Origin of the sequence: Catellatospora chokoriensis (assembly GCF_011297315.1) — a bacterium.
Classification (GTDB): Bacteria; Actinomycetota; Actinomycetes; order Mycobacteriales; family Micromonosporaceae; genus Catellatospora; species Catellatospora citrea.
Genome location: NZ_JAAOTI010000010.1, coordinates 1 through 24,591 on the forward strand (window position 1 = coordinate 1; position 24,591 = coordinate 24,591).

General features: G+C 71.8%; 22 protein-coding genes. 15 read left to right on the forward strand and 7 right to left on the reverse strand.

What is annotated here, in order from left to right:
• Positions 1 to 618: 618 nt before the first annotated feature.
• Positions 619 to 2,742, reverse strand: coding sequence for a S9 family peptidase (locus tag HAV39_RS16195; RefSeq protein ID WP_191840064.1), 2,124 nt, complete (start codon positions 2,740 to 2,742; stop codon positions 619 to 621).
• Positions 2,743 to 2,948: 206 nt separating this feature from the next.
• Here HAV39_RS16195 and HAV39_RS16200 point away from each other — a divergent pair, with 206 nt between their 5' ends.
• From HAV39_RS16200 to HAV39_RS16235, 8 genes are all read left to right on the forward strand, one after another.
• A complete protein-coding gene (locus HAV39_RS16200; RefSeq protein ID WP_191840065.1) occupies positions 2,949 to 4,133 on the forward strand; it encodes an FAD-binding oxidoreductase in 1,185 nt (394 codons plus the stop codon).
• Positions 4,134 to 4,143: 10 nt separating this feature from the next.
• Positions 4,144 to 5,469: a glutamate-1-semialdehyde 2,1-aminomutase gene (hemL, locus tag HAV39_RS16205; RefSeq protein ID WP_191840066.1), complete on the forward strand. Its 1,326-nt coding sequence runs from the start codon at positions 4,144 to 4,146 to the stop codon at positions 5,467 to 5,469.
• Between the two features lie 68 nt (positions 5,470 to 5,537).
• The gene (locus tag HAV39_RS16210) at positions 5,538 to 6,167 is read left to right on the forward strand and encodes a histidine phosphatase family protein (RefSeq protein ID WP_120317806.1); all 630 of its coding nucleotides are present in this window, start codon (positions 5,538 to 5,540) and stop codon (positions 6,165 to 6,167) included.
• A gap of 8 nt (positions 6,168 to 6,175) precedes the next feature.
• Positions 6,176 to 6,742 (forward strand): TlpA family protein disulfide reductase, encoded by a 567-nt coding sequence (locus tag HAV39_RS16215; protein ID WP_239120653.1) that lies wholly within the window; start codon positions 6,176 to 6,178, stop codon positions 6,740 to 6,742.
• Complete coding sequence (locus tag HAV39_RS16220) at positions 6,742 to 7,521, forward strand: cytochrome c biogenesis CcdA family protein (protein ID WP_191840067.1); 780 nt, start codon at positions 6,742 to 6,744, stop codon at positions 7,519 to 7,521. The genes HAV39_RS16215 and HAV39_RS16220 overlap by 1 nt, the downstream gene beginning before the upstream one ends.
• A gap of 16 nt (positions 7,522 to 7,537) precedes the next feature.
• Complete coding sequence (gene resB, locus HAV39_RS16225) at positions 7,538 to 9,091, forward strand: cytochrome c biogenesis protein ResB (protein ID WP_191840068.1); 1,554 nt, start codon at positions 7,538 to 7,540, stop codon at positions 9,089 to 9,091.
• On the forward strand, positions 9,091 to 10,092 hold the full coding sequence (ccsB, locus tag HAV39_RS16230) for a c-type cytochrome biogenesis protein CcsB (protein ID WP_191840069.1): 1,002 nt from the start codon (positions 9,091 to 9,093) through the stop codon (positions 10,090 to 10,092). Before resB ends, ccsB begins: the two co-directional genes overlap by 1 nt.
• 293 nt (positions 10,093 to 10,385) lie before the next feature.
• A complete protein-coding gene (locus HAV39_RS16235; protein WP_191840070.1) occupies positions 10,386 to 10,985 on the forward strand; it encodes a GNAT family N-acetyltransferase in 600 nt (199 codons plus the stop codon).
• Positions 10,986 to 11,129: 144 nt separating this feature from the next.
• On the opposite strand, the gene HAV39_RS16240 is transcribed toward HAV39_RS16235, so the two are convergent.
• Positions 11,130 to 11,975, reverse strand: coding sequence for a hypothetical protein (locus HAV39_RS16240; RefSeq protein WP_191840071.1), 846 nt, complete (start codon positions 11,973 to 11,975; stop codon positions 11,130 to 11,132).
• A gap of 102 nt (positions 11,976 to 12,077) precedes the next feature.
• Between HAV39_RS16240 and HAV39_RS16245 the strand changes: the two genes are divergently transcribed.
• Both HAV39_RS16245 and mqnP read left to right on the forward strand, forming a co-directional pair.
• Entirely contained in the window at positions 12,078 to 13,571 is a 1,494-nt protein-coding gene (locus tag HAV39_RS16245; protein WP_191840072.1) for a menaquinone biosynthesis decarboxylase, read from the forward strand.
• On the forward strand, positions 13,517 to 14,485 hold the full coding sequence (gene mqnP, locus HAV39_RS16250) for a menaquinone biosynthesis prenyltransferase MqnP (RefSeq protein ID WP_373311788.1): 969 nt from the start codon (positions 13,517 to 13,519) through the stop codon (positions 14,483 to 14,485). Before HAV39_RS16245 ends, mqnP begins: the two co-directional genes overlap by 55 nt.
• A gap of 14 nt (positions 14,486 to 14,499) precedes the next feature.
• Here the strand turns inward: mqnP and HAV39_RS16255 are convergent, their stop codons facing one another.
• Positions 14,500 to 15,126 (reverse strand): UbiX family flavin prenyltransferase, encoded by a 627-nt coding sequence (locus tag HAV39_RS16255; RefSeq protein WP_191840257.1) that lies wholly within the window; start codon positions 15,124 to 15,126, stop codon positions 14,500 to 14,502.
• 72 nt (positions 15,127 to 15,198) lie between these two features.
• On the opposite strand from HAV39_RS16255, the gene HAV39_RS16260 reads away from it, so the two are divergent.
• On the forward strand, positions 15,199 to 15,660 hold the full coding sequence (locus HAV39_RS16260) for an SRPBCC family protein (RefSeq protein ID WP_191840074.1): 462 nt from the start codon (positions 15,199 to 15,201) through the stop codon (positions 15,658 to 15,660).
• A gap of 18 nt (positions 15,661 to 15,678) precedes the next feature.
• On the opposite strand, the gene HAV39_RS16265 is transcribed toward HAV39_RS16260, so the two are convergent.
• Positions 15,679 to 16,995, reverse strand: a complete 1,317-nt coding sequence (locus HAV39_RS16265; protein WP_191840075.1) for a hypothetical protein — start codon at positions 16,993 to 16,995, stop codon at positions 15,679 to 15,681.
• Positions 16,996 to 17,172: 177 nt separating this feature from the next.
• Positions 17,173 to 17,448: a BldC family transcriptional regulator gene (locus HAV39_RS43515; RefSeq protein WP_120317817.1), complete on the reverse strand. Its 276-nt coding sequence runs from the start codon at positions 17,446 to 17,448 to the stop codon at positions 17,173 to 17,175.
• A gap of 224 nt (positions 17,449 to 17,672) precedes the next feature.
• Here HAV39_RS43515 and HAV39_RS16275 point away from each other — a divergent pair, with 224 nt between their 5' ends.
• A complete protein-coding gene (locus HAV39_RS16275; protein ID WP_120317818.1) occupies positions 17,673 to 18,122 on the forward strand; it encodes an Lrp/AsnC family transcriptional regulator in 450 nt (149 codons plus the stop codon).
• A gap of 30 nt (positions 18,123 to 18,152) precedes the next feature.
• Positions 18,153 to 19,244, forward strand: a complete 1,092-nt coding sequence (cds1, locus tag HAV39_RS16280) for an L-cysteine desulfhydrase Cds1 (RefSeq protein ID WP_191840076.1) — start codon at positions 18,153 to 18,155, stop codon at positions 19,242 to 19,244.
• 110 nt (positions 19,245 to 19,354) lie between these two features.
• On the opposite strand, the gene HAV39_RS16285 is transcribed toward cds1, so the two are convergent.
• Positions 19,355 to 21,010 (reverse strand): DEAD/DEAH box helicase, encoded by a 1,656-nt coding sequence (locus HAV39_RS16285; protein ID WP_191840258.1) that lies wholly within the window; start codon positions 21,008 to 21,010, stop codon positions 19,355 to 19,357.
• A 432-nt stretch (positions 21,011 to 21,442) separates the two neighbouring features.
• On the reverse strand, positions 21,443 to 22,837 hold the full coding sequence (locus HAV39_RS16290) for a C40 family peptidase (RefSeq protein ID WP_191840077.1): 1,395 nt from the start codon (positions 22,835 to 22,837) through the stop codon (positions 21,443 to 21,445).
• Between the two features lie 149 nt (positions 22,838 to 22,986).
• Between HAV39_RS16290 and mqnE the strand changes: the two genes are divergently transcribed.
• Both mqnE and HAV39_RS16300 read left to right on the forward strand, forming a co-directional pair.
• Positions 22,987 to 24,156 (forward strand): aminofutalosine synthase MqnE, encoded by a 1,170-nt coding sequence (mqnE, locus tag HAV39_RS16295; RefSeq protein ID WP_191840078.1) that lies wholly within the window; start codon positions 22,987 to 22,989, stop codon positions 24,154 to 24,156.
• A 3-nt stretch (positions 24,157 to 24,159) separates the two neighbouring features.
• Positions 24,160 to 24,591, forward strand: a complete 432-nt coding sequence (locus tag HAV39_RS16300; RefSeq protein ID WP_191840079.1) for a hypothetical protein — start codon at positions 24,160 to 24,162, stop codon at positions 24,589 to 24,591.

Here is a 24,591-nt window from a genome sequence, read left to right on the forward strand (position 1 = left end):
CCGGTAACCAGCTCAACGGCAACAACCTGACCGGCGCCCTGGCCAACGCCCCGATCTCGGGCGCGTGGTTCCCGGCCCAGTTCGCCGAACTGATGGCCAACGCCTACCCGCCGCTCTCCTGACCGGCGACGGATAGTTCCGGCGATCCCGCCAAGGGGCGTCCTCCGCGCGACAAGTCGCGCGGAGGACGCCCCTCCTTGTTTCCGGAACCGGCACGAGTCGACGGCCGTCGACCTCTCGGGCATGCGTGATGGCAAGTTTTGCCATGTATCGCTGCCATCACTAAATCGGACATAGCTAACGTCCAACGTGAAGTGTGGTGAAAAGGTACCTATAGGATGATCGACCAATCGCCGGTCGGCGTGTCCGAGCGTCCATCCAGGAGCCTTGGAGATCTCCGATGGCGTCGGCGATCCGGACGAGGCGCGCATCGAGCTGCTGACCGTCGCAACTCTACAGATAGCGCGTAAGTCGGAGACAAGATCTGCAGAAGCTGCAAATCGGACAGGCTGAGACGGCGTTCCAATGTGGCCGAACGTTGTCCGCGGGGCGGGCATGAAGAAGCGGCGGCGTCGCGCTGGTGTGCGCGACGCCGCCGCTGCGGAGGCGATGAACCGGTCAGCCGGCCAGGCCGACCCGGTCCAGGATCCAGGCCGTCACGAACGCCTCTTCCTTCCAGGCGTCGTAGCGTCCCGACGGGCCGCCGTGCCCGGCACCCATCTCGGTCTTGAGCAGGTATTCGCCGCGGGGAGCGGTGTGCCGCAGCGCCGCGATCCACTTGGCCGGCTCGCTGTAGCGCACGCGCGTGTCGTTCAGGCTGGTCACCGCGAGGATCGCCGGGTAGTCGAGGTCGGCGACGTTCTCGTACGGCGAGTAGGCCTTCATGTACGCGTACACCTCGGGGGACTCCAGCGGGTTGCCCCACTCCTCCCACTCGGTGACGGTCAGCGGCAGCGACGGGTCGAGGATCGACGACAGCGGGTCGACGAACGGCACCTGTGCCACGATGCCCGCGAACGCCTCCGGCGCGATGTTGGCGACCGCGCCCATCAGCAGGCCGCCGGCCGAACCACCGCGCGCGATGATGCGGTCGGGGCTGGTCCACCCGCTCTTGGCCAGGTGCCGGGCGCACGCCACGAAGTCGGTGAACGTGTTGCGCTTGGCCAGCAGCTTGCCGTCGTCGTACCAGTGCCGGCCCAGCTCGCCGCCGCCGCGCACGTGCGCGACCGCGAACACCACGCCCCGGTCGAGCAGCGACAGCCGCGGGATGGAGAACCACGGGTCCATGCTGGACTCGTACGACCCGTAACCGTAGAGCACCAGCGGCGCCGAGCCGTCGGTCGGCGTGCCGGCCTTGCAGACCAGTGAGATCGGCACGCCGGTGTTGTCGTCGGCGGTCGCCCAGACCCGGTGCTGCTCATAGCGGGCCGGGTCGAACGGCTCGCCGTCCGGGCCGGGCAGCACGGGCTTGCGCTTGCGCAGCAGCAGCTCGCCGGTGGCCACCACGTAGTCGAAGACCGAGTCGGGGGTGACCATCGAGGTGTAGGTCAGGCGCAGCTGGTCGGTCTGGTAGTCGGGATTGCCGGACAACCCGACCGTGTAGAGCGGCTCCGGGAAGGTGATGTCCCGCGGCTTCGAGGTCGGCTCCCCGGCGGTCGGGAACAGCCGGAGGCCGGTGAGGCCCTCGCGGCGCAGCGACACCACGTACTGGTCGGCGAAGGCGTCCACACCTTCGAGGCGTACACCCTGGGTGTGGCCGATCAGCTCCTGCCAGTCGGCCGGGTCGGACACCGGGGCCTGGGCGAGGGTGAAGTCGGCGGCGTCGCGGTTGTGCAGGATCAGCAGCCGGTCGCCCTGCGGCTCGACGGAGTACTCCAGGCCCTGCACGCGCGGGGTGACCACGGTCGGCGCGGCGGTGGGCTCGTCGGCCGGGATCAGCCACACCTCGCTGGTGATCTTGCTGTGGATGTCGAGCTGGATGAAGCGCTGCGAGCGGGTCAGCTCGACGCCGATCCAGAAGCGCTCGTCCGCCTCCTCCAGCACCAGCGTGTCGTCGCCGGTCGAGCCGACCGCGTGCCGCCACACCCGGTGCGGGCGCCAGGCGTCGTCCACGGTCAGGTAGAACAGCTGCGAGCCGTCGACCGACCAGGCGCTGCCGTAGAACGCGCCCTCGATCCGGTCGGGCAGGATCTCGCCCGTGGTCAGATCCTTGATCTGGAGCGTGAAGCGCTCCTCGCCGGTGTAGTCGGTGGAGTACGCCAGCAGCCGCCCGTCCGGGCTCACGTCGAGCGTGCCGAGGGCGAAGAAGTCGTGCCCGGCGGCCAGCTCGTTGCCGTCGAGCAGGATCTCCTCGTCGGCCGGCGCCGTGCCGTCGGCGGCGGGGGTCGGCGGGGCGGTCTCGCCCGCGGCGACCGGGCGGCGGCACTGGATGCCGTACTGCTTGCCGGCCTCGGTGCGGGCGTAGTACCAGTACGCGCCCTTGCGGACGGGCACCGACAGGTCGGTCTCCTGGGTGCGGCCCTTGATCTCGCCGAACAGCGTCTCGCGCAGCCCGCTCAGGTGCGCGGTGGCGCGCTCGGTCCAGGCGTTCTCGGCCTCCAGGTATGCGGTGACCGCCGGGTCGTCCTTCGTCTCCAGCCAGGCATATTCGTCGATGACGTCGTCGCCGTGATGGCTGCGCGTGCTCGCGATCCGCGGTGCGACGGGGGCCGTGCCCGGCCCGTTGGGGAGATCGGAAGTCATGGCGGTAACGCTACCGGCACGCCGGGTGCGAAGGCAGCGGTGATTGCCGGAACCGGCGTCGGATGACTAGTATCGAACATACGTACGAATGAGCTTTGTGCGCTGCGTGAAGATTTCCGTCTCACGTGTCGCCAGCCCGCCTCCGGCGGGGTGAACTGTCAGGAGCGGCACCTTCAATTCGGTTGGAGCGAGGGATGACGGCACCGGTGCGTGAGGAATCCGAGCTGGACGGGTTGCGTCTGGGTTGTCCCGTGCGCCCGGCGAGCAGGCTGGACGCGGTCGACGGCGCGCTGGTGCGCTGGGTCGCCGCGCCGCGTGACCTCGCCGAGGCCGCCGCCCTGATGCGCCGCGCCCACGAGCTGGGCCTGACCGTGCTGGCCCGGGGCAACGGGTCGAAGGCCTGCTGGCTCGATCCGCCGCCGGTCGTCGATCTGCTGGTCGACCTGTCCGACCTCGCCGAGCTGCGCTACGACGCCACGACCGAGCAGCTCACGGTCGGCGCGGGGGTGGGCGTCGCGGCAGCGCAGGACGTGCTCGCCCGGTCGGGCCGCCGGCTGGCGCTCGATCCGCCGTCGGCGCGGGCGACGTTCGGCGGGGTGCTGGCGGCGGCCGAGTTCGGCCCGCTGACCCACCTCTACGGGCCGCCCGCGGTGCAGGTGGTGGACGCGACCGTGGTGCTGCCCGACGGCACGGTGACCACCGTCGCCGACCGGGCCCGCCTGCTCGGGTCCAGCATCTTCGACCTGCGCTGGACGCACCCCGGCGGGCTGCACCCGGCCAGCCTGATCGTCGAGGTGACGCTGCGGACCTTCCCGCTCGCGCCCGCCGCGGCCTGGGTGGTCTGCCCGGTGCTGCAGCCACTGCAGGTCGCGACGCTGCGCGACGACGTGCTGGCCGCCAACCTGGCCCCGGCCGCCATCGAGCTGGACATGCCCGGTGTGCGCCGCACCCCCCAGGCGGGCGGCCGGCGCGACGCCACCGGGGTGATGGCGGTGCTGCTGGAGGGCTCGTCGGTGGGCCTGGCCGACCGCGGCCGCCTGCTGGTGCGCCGCCTCGGCGGGCACGCCTACCTGACCACCCAGGCCCCCCTGTGGTGGGGCAAGTACCCGTTCCGTCCCGACGAGGTCGCGGTGCGGCTCTACGCGCCCGAAGGCGACCTGCACTCGGTCTGCTACACCCTGGTCGACGCGATCGGGTCGCCGGTTCCGGTGCGCGGCAGCATCGGCGTCGGGCAGGCGTGGGCCGCGGTGCCCGGCGAGCTGCCCGCGGGACGGCTGGTGTCGGTGCTGGAGACGTTGCGGGAGGTGCTGCTGGCGCGCAGCGGCTCCGCTGTGGTGCAGGCCGCCCCACCGCACCTGCGTGAGCTGCTGGCGCCGTACCGCGTGCCATAATTCGTACGCTGTGATCGACTTCAACGAGCCGGTGGGTTATCCGGCAGACGCACCCGCCTCCCAGGAGCTTTTCGACCGGGCGGCGGCGATCGTGCCCGGCGGTGTGAACTCGCCCGTCCGGGCGTTCCGCGCCGTCGGCGGCACCCCGCGCTTCATGGTTCGCGGCGAGGGCCCCTGGCTCTTCGACGCGGACGGCCGCCGCTACGTGGACCTCGTCTGCTCGTGGGGCCCACTGCTGCTCGGCCACGCCCACCCCGAGGTCGTCGCCGCGATCCAGGCCGCCGCCGCCCGGGGCACCAGCTTCGGCACGCCCACCCCGGGCGAGGTCGAGCTGGCCGAGGAGCTGGTCTCGCGCACCGCCGCCGAGCAGGTCCGGCTGGTCAACTCGGGCACCGAGGCGACCATGTCGGCGATCCGGCTGGCCCGCGGGTTCACCGGCCGCTCGAAGATCGTCAAGTTCGCCGGCTGCTACCACGGGCACGTCGACGCGCTGCTGGCCGCGGCCGGCTCCGGCGTCGCGACCCTGGCGCTGCCCGACTCGCCCGGCGTGACCGGCGCGGGCGCGTCCGAGACGATCGTGCTCAAGTACAACGACCTGGACGCGGTGGCGCAGGCGTTCGAGACGCACGGCGAGGACATCGCCGCGGTCATCACCGAGGCCGCCGCGGGCAACATGGGCGTGGTCGCGCCGCTGCCCGGCTACAACGCAGGCCTCGCCGAGATCGCGCACCGGCACGGCGCGCTGCTCATCATGGACGAGGTGATGACCGGGTTCCGGGTGTCGCGCGGCGGCTGGCAGGGCCTCGACCCGGTCGACGCCGACCTGTGGACGTTCGGCAAGGTGATGGGCGGCGGCCTGCCCGCCGCCGCGTTCGGCGGGCGCGCCGACGTGATGTCGAAGCTGGCCCCGGCCGGCCCGGTCTACCAGGCCGGCACCCTGTCCGGTAACCCGCTGGCCTGCGCCGCCGGGCTGGCCACGCTGCGGCTGGCCGACGACGCGCTGTACGCCAGGCTCGACGCCACCGCCGCGACCATCGGCCAGCTGGCCGCCAAGGCGCTGGCCGGGGCCGGTGTGCCGCACCGGCTGGCCACCGCGGGCAGCATGTTCTCGATCTTCTTCACGGACGCCGAGGTGCGCGACTACGACGACGCCCGGCGGCAGAACACCGCCGCCTTCAAGGCGTTCTTCCACAGCATGCTGTCGCAGGGCGTCTACCTGCCGCCGAGCGCGTTCGAGTCGTGGTTCGTCTCGGGCGCCATCGACGACGACGCGCTCGACCACATCGCCGCCGCCCTGCCGGGCGCGGCACGGGCGGCGGCGGCAGCGACGTCATGACCGAGCGCAGCGAGAGCATCATGCCGCCGTCGGCTCCGCACCGTCGATCGCGCGGAGCGTGATCGACGATGCGGACGATCGTCCACCTGCTGCGGCACGGTGAGGTGCAGAACCCCGCCAAGATTCTGTACGGGCGGCTGCCCGGCTTCCAGCTCAGCGGCCTGGGCCAGCAGATGGCGAAGGCGGCCGCCACGGCGCTGGCCGACCGGGACATCACCTACCTGGTGTCCAGCCCGCTGGAGCGGGCCCAGCAGACCGCGCTGCCCTTCGCCGAGCAGCTCGGGCTCGACGTGCACCTCGACCCGAACCTGATCGAGAGCGGCAACTACTTCGAGGGCATGCGGGTCGGCGCCGGCGACGGCGCGCTGCGTGATCCGCGCCACTGGTGGGTGCTGCGCAACCCGCTGAAACCCAGCTGGGGCGAGCCGTACCAGCTGATCGCGGCCCGCATGATCCTGGCCATGGACGCCGCCCGCGAGCACGCCCGCGGGCACGAGGCCGTGTGCGTGTCGCACCAGCTTCCGATCTGGACGCTGCGCATGGCGATGGAGGGCAGGCGGCTGTGGCACGACCCGCGCCGCCGCGAGTGCGGGCTGGCCAGCCTCACCTCGTTCGTCTTCGAAGGTGATCAGTTGGCGCAGATCACATACTCCGAGCCGGCAGCCCACCTGGGGACCGGAGCCGGGCGCGGGGCATGATGGGGCGCGTGACATCACGCCCCCGCACCCGCCGTGCCGTGCTGGCGCTCGCCGTGGCCGGGCTGGCCACGACCGCGCTGGCGGCCTGCGGCGACGACGAGAGGCCGCCCGCCGTCGGTGACGTGCTGCGCTTCCCGCCGACCGAACGCAAGGCGGCCCCCGCGGTCACCGGCGAGCTGCTCGACGGCGGCGCCTACGACATGGCGGACAAGCGCGGCAGCGTGGTCGTCGTGAACTTCTGGGCGAGCTGGTGCGCGCCCTGCCGGCTGGAGGCCGCCGACCTGGAGCAGGTCGCCAAGGACACCACCGCGTCGGGCGTGGCCTTCCTCGGCATCAACAACCGCGACGACCGGGACAAGGCCAAGGCGTTCGTGGCCGCCCGCAACTCGTATCCGAGCATCTTCGACCCGGGCGGCCGACTGTCGCTGCGCTTCGTGGATGTGCCCCCGGTGTCCACGCCCTCCACGCTGATCATCGACCGGCAGGGCCGGGTCGCCGCCGTGCTGCGCAAGGCGACCAACGCCGCCGAGCTGGGCCCGATCGTGCGCGAGATCGCCGCCGAGCAGGCCGGCTGATGGGTGCGGACTTCGCCGCCGTGGTCAGCGGCGGGCCGCTGGTGCTGGCGGTCGCCGTCGCCGCGCTCGCCGGGCTGGCCAGCTTCCTGTCGCCGTGCGTGCTGCCGCTGGTGCCGGGCTACCTGTCGTACGTGACCGGCCTGGTCGGCGCGGATCTCGACGCCACCCTCGGCGACGACCGCACCGGCCTGGGCCGGGCCCGCCGTGGCCGGGTGACGGCCGGGGTGCTGCTGTTCATCGCCGGGTTCGCCGCCGTCTTCCTGACCACCACGATCGTCGCGGCCCAGATCGGCCGCCTGCTGCTGACCTACGAGCGGGCGCTGCAGGTCGGCATCGGCGTGCTGATCGTGCTGTTCGGCCTGGCCTTCCTCGGGATCATCCCGGGTCTGGACAACGAGAAGCGCATCCAGCGGCTGCCCCAGGCCGGGCTGTGGGGTGCGCCGGTCTTCGGCGCGGTGTTCGCGCTGAGCTGGGTGCCGTGCCTGTCCCCGACGCTCGCCGCGGTCGGCGCGCTGGCCGGCGCGTACGGCGACACCGGCCGCGCCGTGGTGCTGGGTCTGGCCTACTGCCTGGGCATCGGCATTCCGTTCCTGGTGCTCGGGCTGGGCATGCGCAAGCTCACCGGCGTGGTCGGCTTCATCCGGCGCAACTCGCGCTGGGTCACCCGCTTCGGCGGCGCGCTGCTGATCCTCGTCGGCCTCGCCCTGATCACCGGCGCGTGGGGCGACTTCGTGATCTGGCTGCGGGGCACCTTCGGCGCCGGGGAGATCTCCATATGAGCGGGCGCGTGACGGCATGAGCGTCACCGAGACCGCCGTCGAGAACCCGCCCGCGAGCGGGCCGTCGGGTCGGCGTACCCCCCGCTTCGTCGCGGCCGTATGGGCCGCGGCGCGCAACGGGTGGCGGCAGCTCACCAGCATGCGCACCGCGCTGATGCTGCTGTTCCTGCTGGCCGTCGCGGCGATCCCCGGGTCGGTCCTGCCGCAGCGCTCGGTGAAGGTCGAGGACGTGCAGCGGTTCTACACCGCCAACCCGCGACTGGCCCCGGTGCTGGACCGGCTGTGGGGCTTCGAGGTGTACGCCTCACCCTGGTTCGCCGCGATCTACCTGCTGCTGTTCACCTCGCTGATCGGCTGCATCACCCCGCGCCTGCGCGACCACGTGCGGGCGCTGCGCACCGCCCCGCCGGACGCGCCCAAGCGGCTGGCACGGCTGCCGCAGTCGGCCGTGCTGGACGCCGCGGTGGACGAGGCGGCGGCGAAGGCCGCGCTGCGCGGCTGGCGCACCGTGCGCCGCGAGCACGCCGACGGCACGATCACCCTGGCCGCCGAGAAGGGCTACCTCAAGGAGGCCGGCAACCTGCTGTTCCACAGCTCGCTGCTGATCATCCTGAGCGGCGTCGGCCTCGGCTCGCTGTGGGGCTGGCACGCCGGGCGGCTCATCGTCGCCGGTCCGGAACAGGTCTTCTGCAACACCGTGCAGCAGTACGACGACTTCGGGCTCGGCCCGCGCGTCGGCGCCGGCGACCTGCCCGACTTCTGCCTGGAGCTGACCGACTTCCGCGCCGAGTACCGCCCGGACGGCATGCCGGTCTCGTTCGCGGCCGACGTGACCGCCACCGACTCGGCACACGGTGACCTGGGCCGGCACACGTTCATGGTCAACCACCCGCTGCGGCTCGACGGCGCCAACGTCTACCTGCTCGGCCACGGGTACGCCCCCGTGCTGCGCTACACCGACGCGGCCGGGGTCACCCAGGAGACCGTCGCGCCGTTCCCGTACACCGATCCGACGCTGACCAGCCAGGGCGTGGCCGCGTTCCCCGACGCCAACGGCAGCGACAAGACGAAGCAGATGGCGTTCTCCGGCACCTACCTGCCGACCAAGGACGGCCCGCCGTACCTGCGCTCGGACCACCCCGAGGAGCGCAACCCGGCGCTGATGCTCACCGCCTACCGCGGGGATCTGGGGCTGGACGCGGGCATCCCGAGCTCGGTCTACGACCTCGACCAGCGCCAGCTCGACGCCGGCCGGCTGAAGAAGTACGGCGAGCCCAAGTTGATGCGGGTCGGCGAGACCTGGACGCTGGAGGACGGCAGCAAGGTCGAGTTCGTCGGCACCCGGCAGTGGATCACGGTGTCCATCCGGCACGACCCGGGCGAGCCGATCGTGCTCACCGGCGCGGTGCTGCTGCTGGTCGGACTGCCGCTGTCGCTGTACGGCAAGCGCCGCCGGGTCTGGCTGCGGCTGCGCCCCGACGGCACCGCCGAGGCGGGCGGCCTGCCCCGCACCGAGTACCCCGGTTTCGAAGACGAGTTCCGTTCCCTGGTCGAGAGGTGGCAACGGTAGTGGCAGAACTGTCCGACGGCCTTCTGGTCGTCACCCTGCTTTCGTACCTGGCCGCGATGCTGCTGCACGCGGGCGAGTACGCGTTCGGCACCCGCGGGCGCATCGCGAACGCGGCCGCCGCGCCCGCCGCTGCGCCGGCCCGGGAGCTGGTCGGGGCCGGTGCCCCGGTCGTCACCGAGGCGCCGCACCCCTACGCGGCCCCGAGCGTCAGCGAGACCGGCTCGGCCGCCGGCGGCACGCGGTCGCGAGCCGGGTGGCTCGGACCGGCCGCGGTCGGCGCGACGATCCTCGGCGCGGTCGCGCACGTGACCACCGTGGCGACCCGCGGGCTGGCCGCCGAGCGGCTGCCGTTCGGCAACATGTACGAGTTCGTGCTGTCGATCACGGCGCTCGGCAGCGTCATCTGGCTGGGCACGCTGTTCTTCCAGCGGCAGGTGCGCCACCTCGGCCTGTTCGTGATGCTGTTCGAGGTGCTGCTCGTCGGCGTGGCCGGCATGATCCTCTACACGCCGGTCGGGCCGCTGGTCCCGGCGCTGGACTCGTACTGGTTCGGCATCCACATCGGTGCGGTGATCACCTCGTCGAGCCTGTTCATGGTCGCGGGGGCCGCGTCGATCATGTACCTGGTGCGGACCGGCTACGACGACGGCAAGCGCGGCTTCCTGTACGCCTTCGGCGGCCGCCTGGCCAACGCCGAGGCCGTCGAGCGGCTCTCCTTCCGGCTGCACGCGTTCGCGTTCCCGATCTGGACCTTCGGCGTCACCGCGGGCGCGATCTGGGCCGAGGTCGCCTGGGGCCGGTACTGGGGCTGGGACCCGAAGGAGGTCTGGGCGTTCATCTCCTGGGTCGTCTACGCGGGTTACCTGCACGCGCGGGCCACGCCGAGCATCAAGCGCTCCACCGCGGCCTGGATCGCGGTGATCGGCTTCCTGACGATGATGATGAACCTGTTCGGCGTCAACATCTTCTTCACCGGCCTGCACTCCTACGGCGGCGTCTAGCCACGGACAAAGGAAGGGCACCTTCTTAACGCTCCGCGTTAAAGAAGGTGCCCTTCTTCACGCGGCAAGCCCCTGACCAGCTGGGTTGTGGGGTCAGGCCCGCCGGTGCCCGGCGGACCACCCCGCCACCACCGCGACGCTCCCGAACGCGACCTGCCGGTCGCCCCTCCGCCGGCGTCCTGGTCATGATGCGGCTGCAGTTTCGGGGGAAGTGCGGCAATCGGCCCGCGCATTGCCGCACTTTCCCCGAAACTGCGAGACACCGTCGGGGCAGGTCGGGTTAGCGTTCGGCGGTGCGGATTGCGATCTTTGCGGAGCGGGAGACGCCTGTCGCGCTGCGCGCTCAGGTGCTGGCGCTGCAGGCACAGGCCTGGCCGCCCGCTGCCGATGACCCTGGCGCGGGCGGCGCGGACGGCGGTGACGCGGACGGCGACTGGCACGATCCGGCGCTCGACCCGATGGCGATGCTGCTGCTCGACGACGGCGACACGGTGCTCGCCAGCCTCGACGTGCTGTCCAAGGCGATCACGCACGGCGGCCGCGTCTACCGTGCCCGCGGCCTCAGCCGGGTGGTCACCGATGCGGCGTATCGCGGCCGGGGCCACGGCCGCCGCCTGGTCGCGCAGGCCCGCGAGGAGATCCGCGGCAGCGGCGCGGACCTGGGCCTGTTCACCTGCGATCGGGACTTGCGGGGTTTCTACGAGAGCGCCGGCTGGCAGCTGGTGCCCGGTGCGGTGCTCGTCGGCGGCACCCCCGACGACCCTCTCCCCAGCGACCGGTTCGACAAGGTGACCATGGCGGGCTTCTTCTCCCCGGCCGCACAGCGGCACGCCGGTTCCTTCACCGGCGCTCGTATCGCGCTCCATTCGGGCCTGATCGATCGTCTATGGTGACGCGGCCGACGGTGAATTGCACCGCCGTCGTACCGCATGGCGCACACGTCCGATCGCCGCGGATACGCTGCTCACGACCTCGGGATGTTAAGAAGGGCACCTTCCACAACGCGGAGCGTTAAGAAGGTGCCCTTCCTTCGCCCCTCAGCAGGTGGTGGCGGACCAGGAGGTGTAGGGGCGTAGCCAGTCCAGGCAGTAGGTGGCGAAGTCGGCTCCGGGGGCGGTGGGGACCTCGGCGTTCCAGGGGCGGAGCGAGCCGTCGGGGGCGGCTTTCAGCTGGACGTTGTCGATCGCGAGCCGGGGGATGGTGACCGTGCCGGGGTCGGCGGGGTCGCCATGCACCTCGACGTACTGCTCGATCTCGGCCTGGCCGGTGAGCGGCAGCGGGCGGCTGGTGAGCAGGTTCCACCGGTCGCCCCACCACAGCCACGCCTGCCAGGACGGCCGCTCGCCGGTGGCCTCGGTCTGCAGGTGCAGCCACAGTCGGTCGCCGGGGGCCACCGCGTACTGGTCGTAGAAGGCCCAGGCGCGGGTGGCGGTGTCGTAGGTGTAGACGCGCTGGCGGGCGTTGCCGGACCAGCCGGTCTCGGTCCAGCCGACTTCGAGCCAGGCCTGCTCGGCGCCCTGGCCGGCCTTGGCCATGAACCGGGCGGCGACGAAGTCGTAGGTGCCCTGCCGCACCCCGGTGTCGCCGACCTCGACCCGGCCGAGCACGCCGGACCAGCGGCCCCGCGTCGTCGCACCCAGGTGGTGGTAACCGGGGCTGGGCACGGCGTGCGCGACCGGCTGCACGACGGTGGCGTACGAGCGGCACGCGTTCGGCGCGGTCAGGCTGGGCGGCCCGGTGGGCGCGGTGGTGGAGGCCGGACGGCCGGTGGGGCACGCGGGCATGGCACCGGAGGCTGTCCCGGGGGCGCACCCGGCGGCCAGCGCCAGCAGCGCCGCGGCGAGCAGCGTCCTTCTCAGGACGTCGGTGGGGCGGGGGTTCACATCCGGGTCAACCGGTCGAGCCGGACGCGGGTGACGATGGCGTACGCCGCAGCGCGTCGCCCCTCCCCGGCGGAGTGACGGGGCAGATGCGAGGATGCCAGCATGGCGGCACCGCGTTTCCCGTTCGACGACCTGCAGGGCTTCCTCGGCGCGCTGGAGCGGGCCGGTGAGCTGCACCGCGTCACCACCCCCGTCGATCCGACGCTGGAGATCAGCGAGATCGTCACCCGCACCGTGCGGGCCAAGGGCCCGGCGCTGCTGTTCGAGAAGCCGACCCGCGGCATGATGCCGCTCGCGATCAACATCTTCGGCAGCGACCGCCGCATGGCGATGGCGCTCGGCGTGCAGGACTTCGACGAGATCGGGGCCCGGATCGGCGAGCTGGCCAAGCCGGAGCTGCCGCAGGGGTTCAGCGGCATGATGGACGGGCTCGGCAAGATCATGCAGCTGAAGTCGCTGCCGCCGAAGAAGGTCCGGAGCGCGCCCTGCCAGGAAGTCGTGCTCAAGGGCGACGAGGTCGACCTCAACATGCTGCCCGGCCTCGTCATGTGGCCCGGCGACGGCGGCATCTACCACAACTACGGGTTGACCCATACCAAGCACCCGGAAACCGGCAAGCGCAATCTGGGTCTCTACCGGCTGCAGCAGCACTCGCACAACAGCGTGGGCATGCACTGGCAGATCCACAAGGACTCGACCGCGCACCACGCCGTCGCCGAGCGCCGCGGCGAGCGGCTGCCGGTCGCGATCGCGTTCGGCGCGGACCCGGTGGTGTCCTACTCGGCGAGCGCGCCGCTGCCGGGTGACATCGACGAATACCTGTTCGCCGGGTTCCTGCGCGGGGAGCGGGTCGAGCTGGTCGACTGCCTGACCGTGCCGTTGCAGGTGCCCGCGACCGCGAACGTGATCCTCGAAGGCTGGGTCGAGCCCGGCGAGCGCCTGCCCGAGGGTCCGTTCGGCGACCACACCGGCTTCTACACGCCGGTCGAGCCGTTCCCGGTGCTGCACGTCGAGTGCATGACGATGCGCCGCGACCCGATCTACCACTCGATCATCACCAGCAAGCCGCCGCAGGAGGACGGGCCGATCGGCCTGGCCACCGAGCGCATCTTCCTGCCGCTGATCAAGATCCTCGTGCCGGACATCGTGGACTACCACATGCCCGAGGCGGGCGTGTTCCACAACTGCCTGGTCGTGGCGATCAACAAGCGCTACCCGAAGCACGCGCAGAAGGTGATGAGCGCGGTCTGGGGCGCGCACCTGCTCAGCCTCACCAAGCTGATCGTGGTGGTGGACGACGACTGCGACCCGCGTGATCTGCAGGAGGTCGCGTTCCGCGCCTTCGGCAACGTCGACTACGCGCACGACCTGGTGCTGACGCAGGGGCCCGTCGACCACCTCGACCACGCGTCCTACCAGCAGTTCTGGGGCGGCAAGGCCGGCGTGGACGCCACCCGCAAGCTGCCCACCGAGGGCTACACGCGCGGCTGGCCGGAGGAGATGCGGATGGCCCCCGAGATCGTCGCGAAGGTCGACAAGCGATGGAAGGAGTACGGGTTCCCCGAGAACCCGTCGCGGAAGGGATGGGGCAAGTGAGCACGGCCTCGCGCGACGTCACCGCTTCCGGCGGCCCTGAACTCAAGGAGCCGGGCCGGGTCAAGGCGTTCCTGAAGCTGGTGGCGATCGAGCACTCGGTGTTCGCGCTGCCGTTCGCGTACCTGTCCGCGCTGGTCGCGATGGACCGGACCCTCGGCCGCGTCGACTGGCTCACGCTGCTGCTGATCACGGTCGCGATGGTCGGGGCGCGCACCTTCGCCATGGCCGCGAACCGGATCATCGACCGGCACATCGACGCGCGCAACCCGCGTACCGCCCAGCGTGAGCTGGTCACCGGTGCGGTGAGCGTGCGCACGGCCTGGCTCGGCGCGGCGGTCGCCCTGGTCGTGTTCATGGGCGCGGCGCTCGCGCTCAACCCGCTGTGCGCGCTGCTGGCGCCGCTGGCGGTGGTGCCGCTGGTGCTGTACCCGTACGGCAAGCGCTTCACCGACTGGCCGCACGCGATCCTCGCGCTGGCGCAGGCGGTCGGCCCGATCGGGGCCTGGCTCGCCGTCACCGGCACCTTCGCCGGGTCCGGCCCGGCCTGGCTGCTCGGGCTCGCGGTGGGGCTGTGGATCGGCGGCTTCGACCTGATCTACGCCTGCCAGGACGCCGAGGTCGACCGGCAGATCGGCGTGCGCAGCGTGCCCGCGCGCTACGGCGTGCGCAACGCGCTGCTGATCTCGACGCTCACCCACGTGGTGACGTTCGCGCTGTTCGTGTGGTTCGGCGCCTGGGTCGGCCTGGGTTGGCCGTGGTGGATCGGCCTGGCGCTGACCGCGGCGGCCTTCGGCTACCAGCACGTCATCGTGACCCCGAGCGACCTGTCCAAGGTCAACCGCGCCTTCTTCACCGCCAACGGCTTCGTCGCCATCGGGTTGTTCGTCTTCGCGGTGATCGCCCTCCTGGTCTGACCCGGTGGCGCGGGTCAGCGGTGGCCGAGGTGGCCGGTCCAGCGGGTGAGCAGGGTGTGGGGGACGGCGGCGGCGTCGAGGACCTTGCCGGCGACGAAGTCGACGAGCTGCTGGGCCTGGGCGTTCGCGCCGCTGCCGTAGAAGCCGGGGCTGGCCGGCAGCACCACCGCGCCGGAGTCGATCAGCTCGACCAGGTGCAGCAGGTGGCTGCGGGTCACCGGGGTCTCCCGGGGCACGATCACGACCGGGCGGCGCTCCTTGAGGTTCACCTCGGCCGCCCGCTGCAACAGGTCCTTGGACAGGCCCAGCGCGATGCCGGCGCACGCCGCCGTCGAGGCCGGGACGACGATCATGCCCTTGGCCCGGTACGAGCCGCTGCTCGGTCCCGCCGCGAGGTCACCGGCGGGCCAGTAGCGCAGGTCGGCGTCGTCGAGCGGCGCGTCGAGCCACGTGGCGAGGTCTTCGCGCCAGTGCGCGTCCCGGAACGCGAGCCCGGTCTCGTCGAGGATGGTCAGCCGGGCCGCGCGCGACACGACGAGGTCGACCGCCTCGCCCGCCGCGCACAGCGCCCGCAGCACCGCCGCGGCGTACGGGGTCCCGGACGCGCCCGAGACCCCGAGGATCCAGGGCGTACGCGGCATTTCGTCGGCAGGCACACCCTGACCCTAGCCGGGCTGGTTGACCGGCTGGACACGGCTGCCTAGCCTCAGCGCATGTCAGCCCCGTCAGCCGAAGTCAGGATCGCGGTCGAGATCGTGGTCGACCGGCCCGTGGCCCAGGTCTTCGCCTACCTGTCCGATGTGCGCAACGATCAGCAGTGGTGGAGAGGCATCCACTCGGCCCGCCGGGTCGCCGGTGACGGCGGCGTCGGCACGGTGTACGAGCTGGACGCGACGCTGCTGAGGGTGCGGCACCAGACCCGGATCGAGGTGACGGCGCAGGAGCCGCAGCGCAGCCAGTCGATCGCGGTGCGCAGCGGCCCGCTGCCCTACACCGCCCACTACGAGTGGACGGAACTGGCCCCGGCCCGCACCCGTTTCCGCCTGGTCGCCGAGATCGCCGCCGTCCGCCCGTGGACCTGGTTCGGCCCCCTGCTCAACCCGTTGCTCTCCCTGCTCGCCCGCCGCTACTTCCGCCGCGTCCCCGCGATCATCGAAGCCGCCACCGCCGCCTGACCGCCGCCCGGGCGCGGGTCAGATGGCGTACTCGCCCAGCGGGTCGGTGTGGGCGTGGGAGTACATGCGCTCGTGGAAGCGGACGAAGCGGTCGATCAGGGTGGTGGCGCGGCGGTCGTCGAGGCGGGCGTCGAGCGCGGCCAGGCCGGCGGCCAGGCGTGCGCTGTGCAGCGCGTACAGGCCGGAGTAGTAGGCGAGGCTGTCGGCCAGAGCCGTGAGCGCGCTGGTGGCGTCGGCGGCCCGGCGGGCGTGCCAGAGCGCGACGTTGGCCTCGCCGTTGGCGATGTCCTTCCGCAGACGGTTGAACGCGGTGTCCGGGTCGGCGGCGAGCCGGTCGAGGGCGCCCTCGGCGGTGTCGGGCCCACCGGCGTCGCCGGCCCGCACGATGCGGTTGATCAGCGCGTGCTGCTGCACCGCGGGCATCCGCAGCAGCCGGGTGCCCAGGTCGTTCTGCAGCCGCACCAGCAGCGCGGCGTCGGACAGCAGGTCGCTGAGGGTGCCGTCGGCCAGCACCGCGCGCTGCCCGGGCACCGGCGCCAGCAGGTCGTTCAGCACGCAGACGAAGTAGCCCAGCGTCGGCGACACGAGGATGCTCTGCCCGCCGAGCGCGGCCAGGTCGAGCCGGGACAGGTGCTCCGCGCGCAGGGTGCGCTCGACGGCCCGGTAGCGGTCGGCCAGGCCCTGCCGCACGAGCGAGGCGGTGGGTGCGTCGGCGATGTCGTCGACCAGGTCGCGGCAGCTCTCCACGTTGGCGACGAGCGCGGCCCACAGGCCGTACTCGACGTCCTGCAGCAGCGGCGCGTCGGCGCCGACGTGGCGGGCGTAGTCCTCGGCCATGCCGGCGCGTTTGCCCTTGACCAGGCTCTGCTCGAAGCCGGAGGCGTGCCGGGCGGCTTCGCGGGCCGGTCCGGACAGCAGCAGCATGGCGGGGGTGTTCCGGCCGGGGGCCAGCGCCTGGAGCATGGACCGGTTGAGCGCGCCGATGAGTTCGAGCCGGCGGGTCTGGGCGGCGTCGAGCACGGGGTGTCCCAGGCCGATGGCCAGGTCGTCGGAGACGACCTCGAACACCTGGTAGGCGTTCATCTGGCCGGCGTGCTGCAGCATGGCGGGCCAGTCGTCCTCCTCGACCAGGCCGCTGAGCATCCTGATGTTCATGGTGACGAGCTGGACGACGCCGGTGCTCTGGAGGTATTCGTGCCGCCGGGGATTGTCCGCCGAGTAGGCCCACACGGTGAAGTCCCGGTAGGGGCCGGCGGGCATGTGCCGCCGGGTGGTCTCGGTCAGCGCCGAGCACGTCGCGGCCAGCAGCTGGGCGGCGCGCCGGTTGGTTGGCATGCGGCGACTCGATCCTCGGGTCCGGCACGGGCCACACGGTTCGGTGGCCCGTTCAAGGAACGGCGGCGCCGGGACGTGCCGTGTTCCTGGCGCCGGGTCAGCGCCGCTGATGAGGGTACGACCATAACGACCGCCGTGTCGTACCGCTCGGTAGAGCTCCTGGTTGGGCCGCTGCGGTCAGTATCCGCCCGGCCGGCTGCCCGCCGCCCGTGGTGTCGCGCCCGCGCCGGGTGGCGACGCGGGGCTGGGGCTGCCCGGCGGGTTGTCCTCGTCGAACTCGCCCTCGCCCTCGAGCAGTGCCCGCACCTCCGACTCGCGGAACCGGCGGTGGCCGCCCGGCGTGCGAATGCTGCCGATGCGTCCGGCCGCTGCCCACCTGGTCACCGTCTTTGGGTCGACCCGGAACAGCGCGGCCACCTCGCCAGGTGTCAACAGGCGATCTCCTGTGTCCACGCCCACCTCCTTGCGTCGACGGAGTTGGTTCGGGCGCACCCGGTTGCCGCCTCCGCTGGGACGTACGCCCAATTAGAGCACCATCATTTGCTGATGTCCCTAAAATGGTCGTATGCACCTTTTGGGGGGTTCGCATCCATATGTTGCGAACCTCATTCGTATATTGCCCGAAGATGCGCCCCTCCGTGCCCACTCTGGAAGAAACTGCCTCTAAGGTGCTCTGTGTGGACGCGATCGACCGCAACCTGCTTGACCTGCTGCGCAACAATGCCCGCCTGTCGTACGCGGAGCTGGCGCGACAGGTCGGCCTCTCCGCGCCGGCAGTGCACGACCGGGTCGGCAAACTGGAGTCGTCGGGCGTGATCCGCGGCTACCACGCGGACGTGGAGCCCAGCTCCATCGACCTCGGCGTCACCGCCCTGATCGGCATCGTCGCCGACCCCGCCGTCGACATGGAGGACGTCTCCGCGGCGCTGCAGGGCCTGTCGGAGATCGAGTCCTGCTACTTCATGGCCGGCGAGGAGTCATACCTGGTCAAGGCCAGGGTCGGCACCATCGCGGAGCTGGAGCAGCTCATCGTGCAGCTCTCGCGCACCCGCGGGGTGGCCCGCACCCGCACCGCCATCGCGCTGTCCACGACCTTCGAGGGCCGGCCGAGGCCGCTGCTCAGCTGAAGCTCATTCGCGGAATGCTACGGTCCGGGCATGGAGCAGCTGGACAGGTGTTGTGACGACGACCGGGCGTGGGTGACCGAGGCGATCGGCAAGGTCGCGGCGGACGCCAACCGCAGCGCGGACACCCACCTGCTGCCGTTCCCGCTGCCGGCGTCCTGGGGCGTCGATCTCTATCTCAAGGACGAGTCGGTCCACCCCACCGGCTCGCTCAAGCACCGGCTGGCCCGCTCGCTGTTCCTCTACGCGCTGTGCAACGGCTGGATCCGGGCCGGCACGACGGTCGTCGAGGCGTCGTCAGGCTCGACCGCGGTCTCCGAGGCCTACTTCGCGCGCATGCTGGGGCTGCCGTTCATCGCGGTCATGCCCGCGTCCACCAGCACGGAGAAGATCGAGCTGATCGAGTTCCAGGGCGGCGAGTGCCACCTGGTCAACGATCCGGCGCAGGTGGTCGTCGAGGCGAAGTGGCTGGCCGAGGACCGCGGCGGCCACTTCATGGACCAGTTCACCTACGCCGAGCGGGCGACCGACTGGCGTGGCAACAACAACATCGCGGAGTCGATCTACCAGCAGCTGGAGCTGGAGCGGCACCCGGTGCCGTCCTGGATCGTGATCGGGGCGGGCACCGGCGGCACCTCGGCCACCATCGGCCGGTACGTCCGCTACCAGCGGCACTGCACGAAGATCCTGGTCGTCGACCCGGAGAACTCCGCCTTCTACCCGTCCTACGAGTCGGGCGATCCGACGCTGACCACCGCCAAGGGTTCCCGGATCGAGGGCATCGGCCGGCAGCGGGTGGAGGCGTCCTTCCAGCCCCACGTCGTCGACCGGATGGTGCGGGTGCCCGACGCGGGCTCGCTGGCCGCGATGCGGGTCGCTTCCGAGGTGCTGGGCCGCCGGGTGGGCGGCTCGACGGGCACCAACCTGTGGGGCGCGTTCGGCCTGATCGCCGACATGCTGTCGCGGGGGGAGACCGGTTCGGTGGTCACCCTGCTCTGCGACGGCGGCGAGCGCTACGCGCACACCTACTACGACGACGGCTGGCTGGCCGGGCAGGGCCTCGACCTGGCCGAACCGCTGACGACGGTGCGCCACTTCCTGGCCACCGGCACCTGGCACGACTGAGCGCCGCTCCCGCCCCGCCGGGGCGGGAGCGCCCTGCCGCCCCGATACGGCGAAGGCGCCGCGCCCCGCCGTGGTGACGGCAGGCGCGACGCCCTCGTTTCAGTTGTCGCTCAGCTCGCGCTGCGGCGGTCTCCGTAGGAGCGGTCGCCCTGCGGGCGGTCGCCGTACGAACGCTCGCGGAACGGGCGGTCACCCTGCGGGCGGTCGCCACGGACCGGGCGGTCGCCCTGCGGGCGCTCGCCACGGAAGGGCCGGTCGCCCTGGGGGCGGTCACCGAAGGTGCGCTCGCCGCGGAACGGCGGGCGGTCGCCCTGCGGCCGGTCGCCGTACGTGCGCTCGCGGAACGGCCGGTCACCCTGGGGGCGCTCGCCGAAGGTGCGCTCGCCCCGGAACGGCGGCCGGTCGCCGCCCTGGGGGCGGTCGCCGTAGCTGCGCTCGCGGAACGGCCGGTCGCCCTGCGGGCGGTCACCCCGGAAGGGCCGGTCGCCCTGGGGGCGGTCGCCGCGGAACGGGCGGTCGCCGTACTGGCGCGGGGCGCGGTCGCCGTAACCGCCACGGTCGCCGTAGCCGCCACGGCCCGAGTCGCGGCGCTGGCCGCGCTGGAACCGGGGCTCCGGCTCGTCGACCACGGGCTGGCCCGACGGCTCCACGGCGCCGGTCAGCTCGACCAGCTTCGGGTCGTCGACGCGCAGCCGGTGCTCGGCGGGCTTGGCCACGCCGGCCTTCTCCATCATCGAGATGGTGGAGCGGCGCTGCTTGGGCAGCACCAGGGTGGCCACCGCGCCGGACTCGCCGGCACGGGCGGTGCGGCCGGCCCGGTGCAGGTAGTCCTTGGGGTCCTTCGGCGGGTCGATGTGCACGACGAGCGAGACGCCGTCGACGTGGATGCCGCGCGCGGCGACGTCGGTGGCGACGAGGACGCTCATCCGGCCCTCCTTGAACTGCGCCAGGGTCCGCGTACGGACGCTCTGGGTCTTGCCGCCGTGCAGGCCACCGGCCCGCACGCCGACCTCGCGCAGCTGGTCCACCAGGCGGTCCACGCCCATCTGGGTGCGCGCGAACATGATCGTCCGACCCGGACGGTTCGCGATCGCCGCGGTGACCTTGAACTTCTCCTGCGGCGGGATCAGCAGCATCATGTGGTCCATGGTGGACACTGACGCCTCCGCCGGAGCGGTCGAGTGCGTCACCGGGTTGTTCAGGAAGCGCTTGACCAGCGTGTCCACGTCACCGTCGAGAGTGGCCGAGAACAGCAGGCGCTGGCCGCCGGCCGGGGTCTTGGCCATCAGCTCGGTGACGTCGGGCAGGAAGCCCATGTCGGCCATCTGGTCGGCCTCGTCCAGGACGGTGACCTCGATGTCGTCCAGCGCGCAGGCGCCGCGCTGGATCAGGTCGCCGAGCCGGCCGGGGGTGGCGATCATCAGGTCGAGACCGCGCTGCAGGCCGAGGATCTGCCGGTCGTACGGCACGCCGCCGACCGCGGTGCCGGTGTAGAGGTCCATCGCCTTGGCCAGCGGGCGGAGCGCGTCCGCGACCTGCATGGCCAGCTCACGGGTGGGCACCAGGATCAGGGCCTTGGGGTGGTGCGGGCGGGCCGGCTTGCCCTCGGCGATGCGCGCCAGCAACGGCAGTCCGAAAGCGAGGGTCTTGCCGGAGCCGGTCTGGCCGCGGCCGAGCACGTCGCGTCCGGCCAGCGCGTCCGGCAGCGTGGCGGCCTGGATCTCGAACGGCTGGGTGATGCCGGCCCGGGTCAGCTCGCGCACCATGGCGCGCGGCAGGCCGAGCTCGGCGAAGCTCGGGATGCGCTCGGTGGTGTCCTCATCGGTGGTGGCGGCGGTGTCCGCGGCCTCCACGACGGCCACGACGTCAACGACATCCGGGGTGGTGGTCGCCGCTGCGGCGTCCTCGGCGGCGGCCTTCGCGGCCGCGGCCTTGCCTTCGACATCGATGTTGATCTCGAAGACGGACGGGAACAGGGCAGGGTCGTGCTGAGTCAAAGCGAAACCTCTCGGGTGGCGCATCCCCGCGCCGCGCGGCCTCGTGCCGCTGCAAGTCACCCGCAGGAACGCTCGAGGGCGCGTCGAGCGCGCCCAGAACAACCCGTTGAGTGTACCGGTCTTCATCGCCACCGCCCCGCGAATAACACGGTGGTGTAGTGGGGGTCACCCCGCAGCCCTGTTTCGGCGGGGTGACCCGGGTCACTCCGCGGGCGTCGCGGTGGGGGTCGGCGAGGAGCTGGCCTGCGGGTCCTCCGCCGCGGGCGACTCCGGCGACTCTTCCGGTTCCGGCGTCGGCGACGGCGTCGGGCTGGCCGGAGCGCTCGGCGAGCTGCTGCTCGACGGCGAGGCGCCGATCGTCGGGCTCGGCGAGGTGGTCCTCGTGGGCGACGGGCGCACGGTCTGCGTCGGGGTGGGCAGGTTCGGCGCCGGCAGCGCGTCCACCACCCGGGTGGCGAAGTCGATGCTGCTCAAGCTCACCGTCGCGGGTCGCACCACGTCGCCGGTGCGGGGCGCGTGGACCATCTTGCCGTCGCCCAGGTACATGCCGACGTGGTGGATGGTGCGCCAGTCGTTCGGGTCGGTGGCGAAGAACACCAGATCGCCGGGGAGCAGCGCGTACTTGCTCACGGTCTTGGCGCGGGTGCCGTAGTACTGGTCCTTGGCGACGCGGTTGAGGGTGATCCCGGCCGACTTGTACGACGCCAGCATCAGACCGGAGCAGTCATAGGTGTTCGGGCCCTCGTCGCCCCAGCGGTAGGGCTTGCCGCGCTGGCTCAGCGCGAACATGACGGCCTGCTGCGCCTTGGCGGCCGCGACCAGGCCCGCGTTGCTCTTGCCGGGGCTGTAGGCGGAACCGAGGTTCTGCTCCTGGATCTCGCGCAGCCGGTCCGCTTCGGACTGGAGCTCGGCGAGCCGCCGCTTCAGCTCCAGGAAGGCGGTCTCCTTGCGCTTGAACTCCTTCTCCACGGCCGAATACGCCGTGGACGCCTGCTGTTCGGCGGTGATGGCCGTGGTGAGCACCGTGTAGGCCTGGCGCTCCTCCTGCTGCGCGGTGGCGAGGTCGTTGAGCACGGCCTCGGTCTCCGGCGTCGCGGCGGTGCGCGGGATCAGCCGGCCCAGCTCGCCGAGCGATTCGCCCAGGTGCGGCGGCGCCTTCACGGCGGCCTGGTACTCCGCGACGGCGGCGGCCTCGGCGGCCTCCTTGGCCGTGCGCAGGGTGTCGGCCTTGGCTCGCCACGCGTAGTCGGCCATCGCCTTGGCCACGACCGTGTTGGTGTAGGCCTGGTAGAGGTCGCTGCGGCGGGCGCCGAGCACGGACAGCTCCAACTCGGCGGCGCTGTACTGCGCCAGCAGCGCGGCCTGCGCCGTCAGCGGCTGGGTGCGCGGCAGGCTGAGCGAGCCGAACGGCAGGGTCGGCAGCCCGTCGGCCTGGGGGCGCAGGCCCGCGTCCGGAATGGCGGTGATCTTAGAGCCGACGGGCGGGTCCGCGGCGGCGGGCACGGCGATGCCGCCGGCGATGAGCGCGCTGAGGACGGCTGAGCCGACCGCAACCTGGCTCTGCCGACGCGCTTGCCCGCTTCGACGCTTGGACATCAGTGGCCCCGCCCTCCCCGTTGGTCCCACAGAGTTCCTACCGGAAATCAGGTTCGATGTCGACCCTTCTGTCCCGGTGGCGTCTGCTTGAACAACCGCTGTCAAGGGCCGCAACAGGCACGTCGGCGGCACGTCGTAGGCTCACTGCCATGGACGTGGGTTTGAAGCGTGAGCTGGAGCAGAAGGTCTATGCCGGGGAGCGGCTCAGCCGCGAGGACGGCGAGGCGCTCTACGCGAGTGACGATCTGGCCTGGCTGGGGCGTCTCGCGCACCACGTCCGGACGGAGAAGAACGGCGACCGGGTGATGTTCAACGTCAACCGGCACCTGAACCTGACGAACGTCTGCTCGGCCAGCTGTGCGTACTGCTCGTTCCAGCGCAAGCCGGGTGAGAAGGACGCCTACACCATGCGGGTGGAGCAGGCCGTCGCCAAGGCGCTGGAGATGAAGGACGAGCAGCTCACCGAGCTGCACATCGTCAACGGTCTGCACCCGACGCTGCCGTGGCGCTACTACCCGCGCGTGCTCAAGGAGCTCAAGCAGGCGCTGCCGAACGTCAAGCTGAAGGCGTTCACCGCGACCGAGGTGCAGTGGTTCGAGAAGATCTCCGGCCTGACCGCCGACGCGATCCTCGACGAGCTGATGGAGGCCGGCCTGGAGTCGCTGACCGGCGGTGGCGCCGAGATCTTCGACTGGGAGGTCCGCCAGCACATCGTCGACCACGCCTGCCACTGGGAGGACTGGTCGCGCATCCACCGGCTGGCGCACAGCAAGGGCCTGCGCACCCCCTCGACGATGCTCTACGGCCACATCGAGGAGCCGCGGCACCGCGTCGACCACGTGCTGCGCCTGCGCGAGCTGCAGGACGAGACCGGCGGCTTCACCGTCTTCATTCCGCTGCGCTACCAGCACGACTTCCACGACAGCGCGGACGGCAAGATCCGCAACCGGATCCAGGCGCAGACCAAGATGGCGAGCCCGGCCGAGTCGCTGAAGACGTTCGCGGTGTCCCGGCTGATGCTGGACAACTTCGACCACATCAAGTGCTTCTGGGTCATGCACGGCCTGTCGCTGGCCCAGCTGTCGCTGAACTTCGGCGTGGACGACCTCGACGGCTCGGTCGTCGAATACAAGATCACGCACGACGCCGACTCCTACGGCACCCCGAACACCATGCACCGTGACGACCTGCTCCACCTGATCTGGGACGCGGGGTTCACCCCGGTCGAGCGGGACACCCGCTACCAGGTCGTCAAGGAGTACGGCGCGCCGGTCAGCATGGCCGAGCGGCGCAGCGAGCCGCAGCAGGTCTGGGCCTGACGGGTGGCCGACTCCAGCCCGGCCGACGAGCAGCGCAAGGGCCCGCGGCGTGACGCGTCCGGGCGCATCGTCTCGCTGACCGACCTGGTGGCCTACGCGCTGGCCGGGTACGTCATCAGCGTGCTCGGCATGGTCGCCTTCGACGGCCTGTTCGCGCTGCTGGGCATGGGCGAGTTCGGCGACCTCACCGGCTGGCTCGCGGTGATCTTCCCGGCGATCATCTTCGTGGAGCAGTTCAAGGCGGCGGCGGCCCATCGCGGGCGGATCGCGGTGGCCCCGGCCGCCGGCCTGCTCGCGGTGGTGCTGGGTGTGCTCGCCGTGGGCGTCGCGTCCGGTTTCCCGCCGCTGGTGTCCGGCGGGCTGGGCGCGCTGGTCACCACGGTGGTGTACGCGGTGCTCTGGCACCTCGGGCTGGCGGTCGCCGACCGGGGCTGA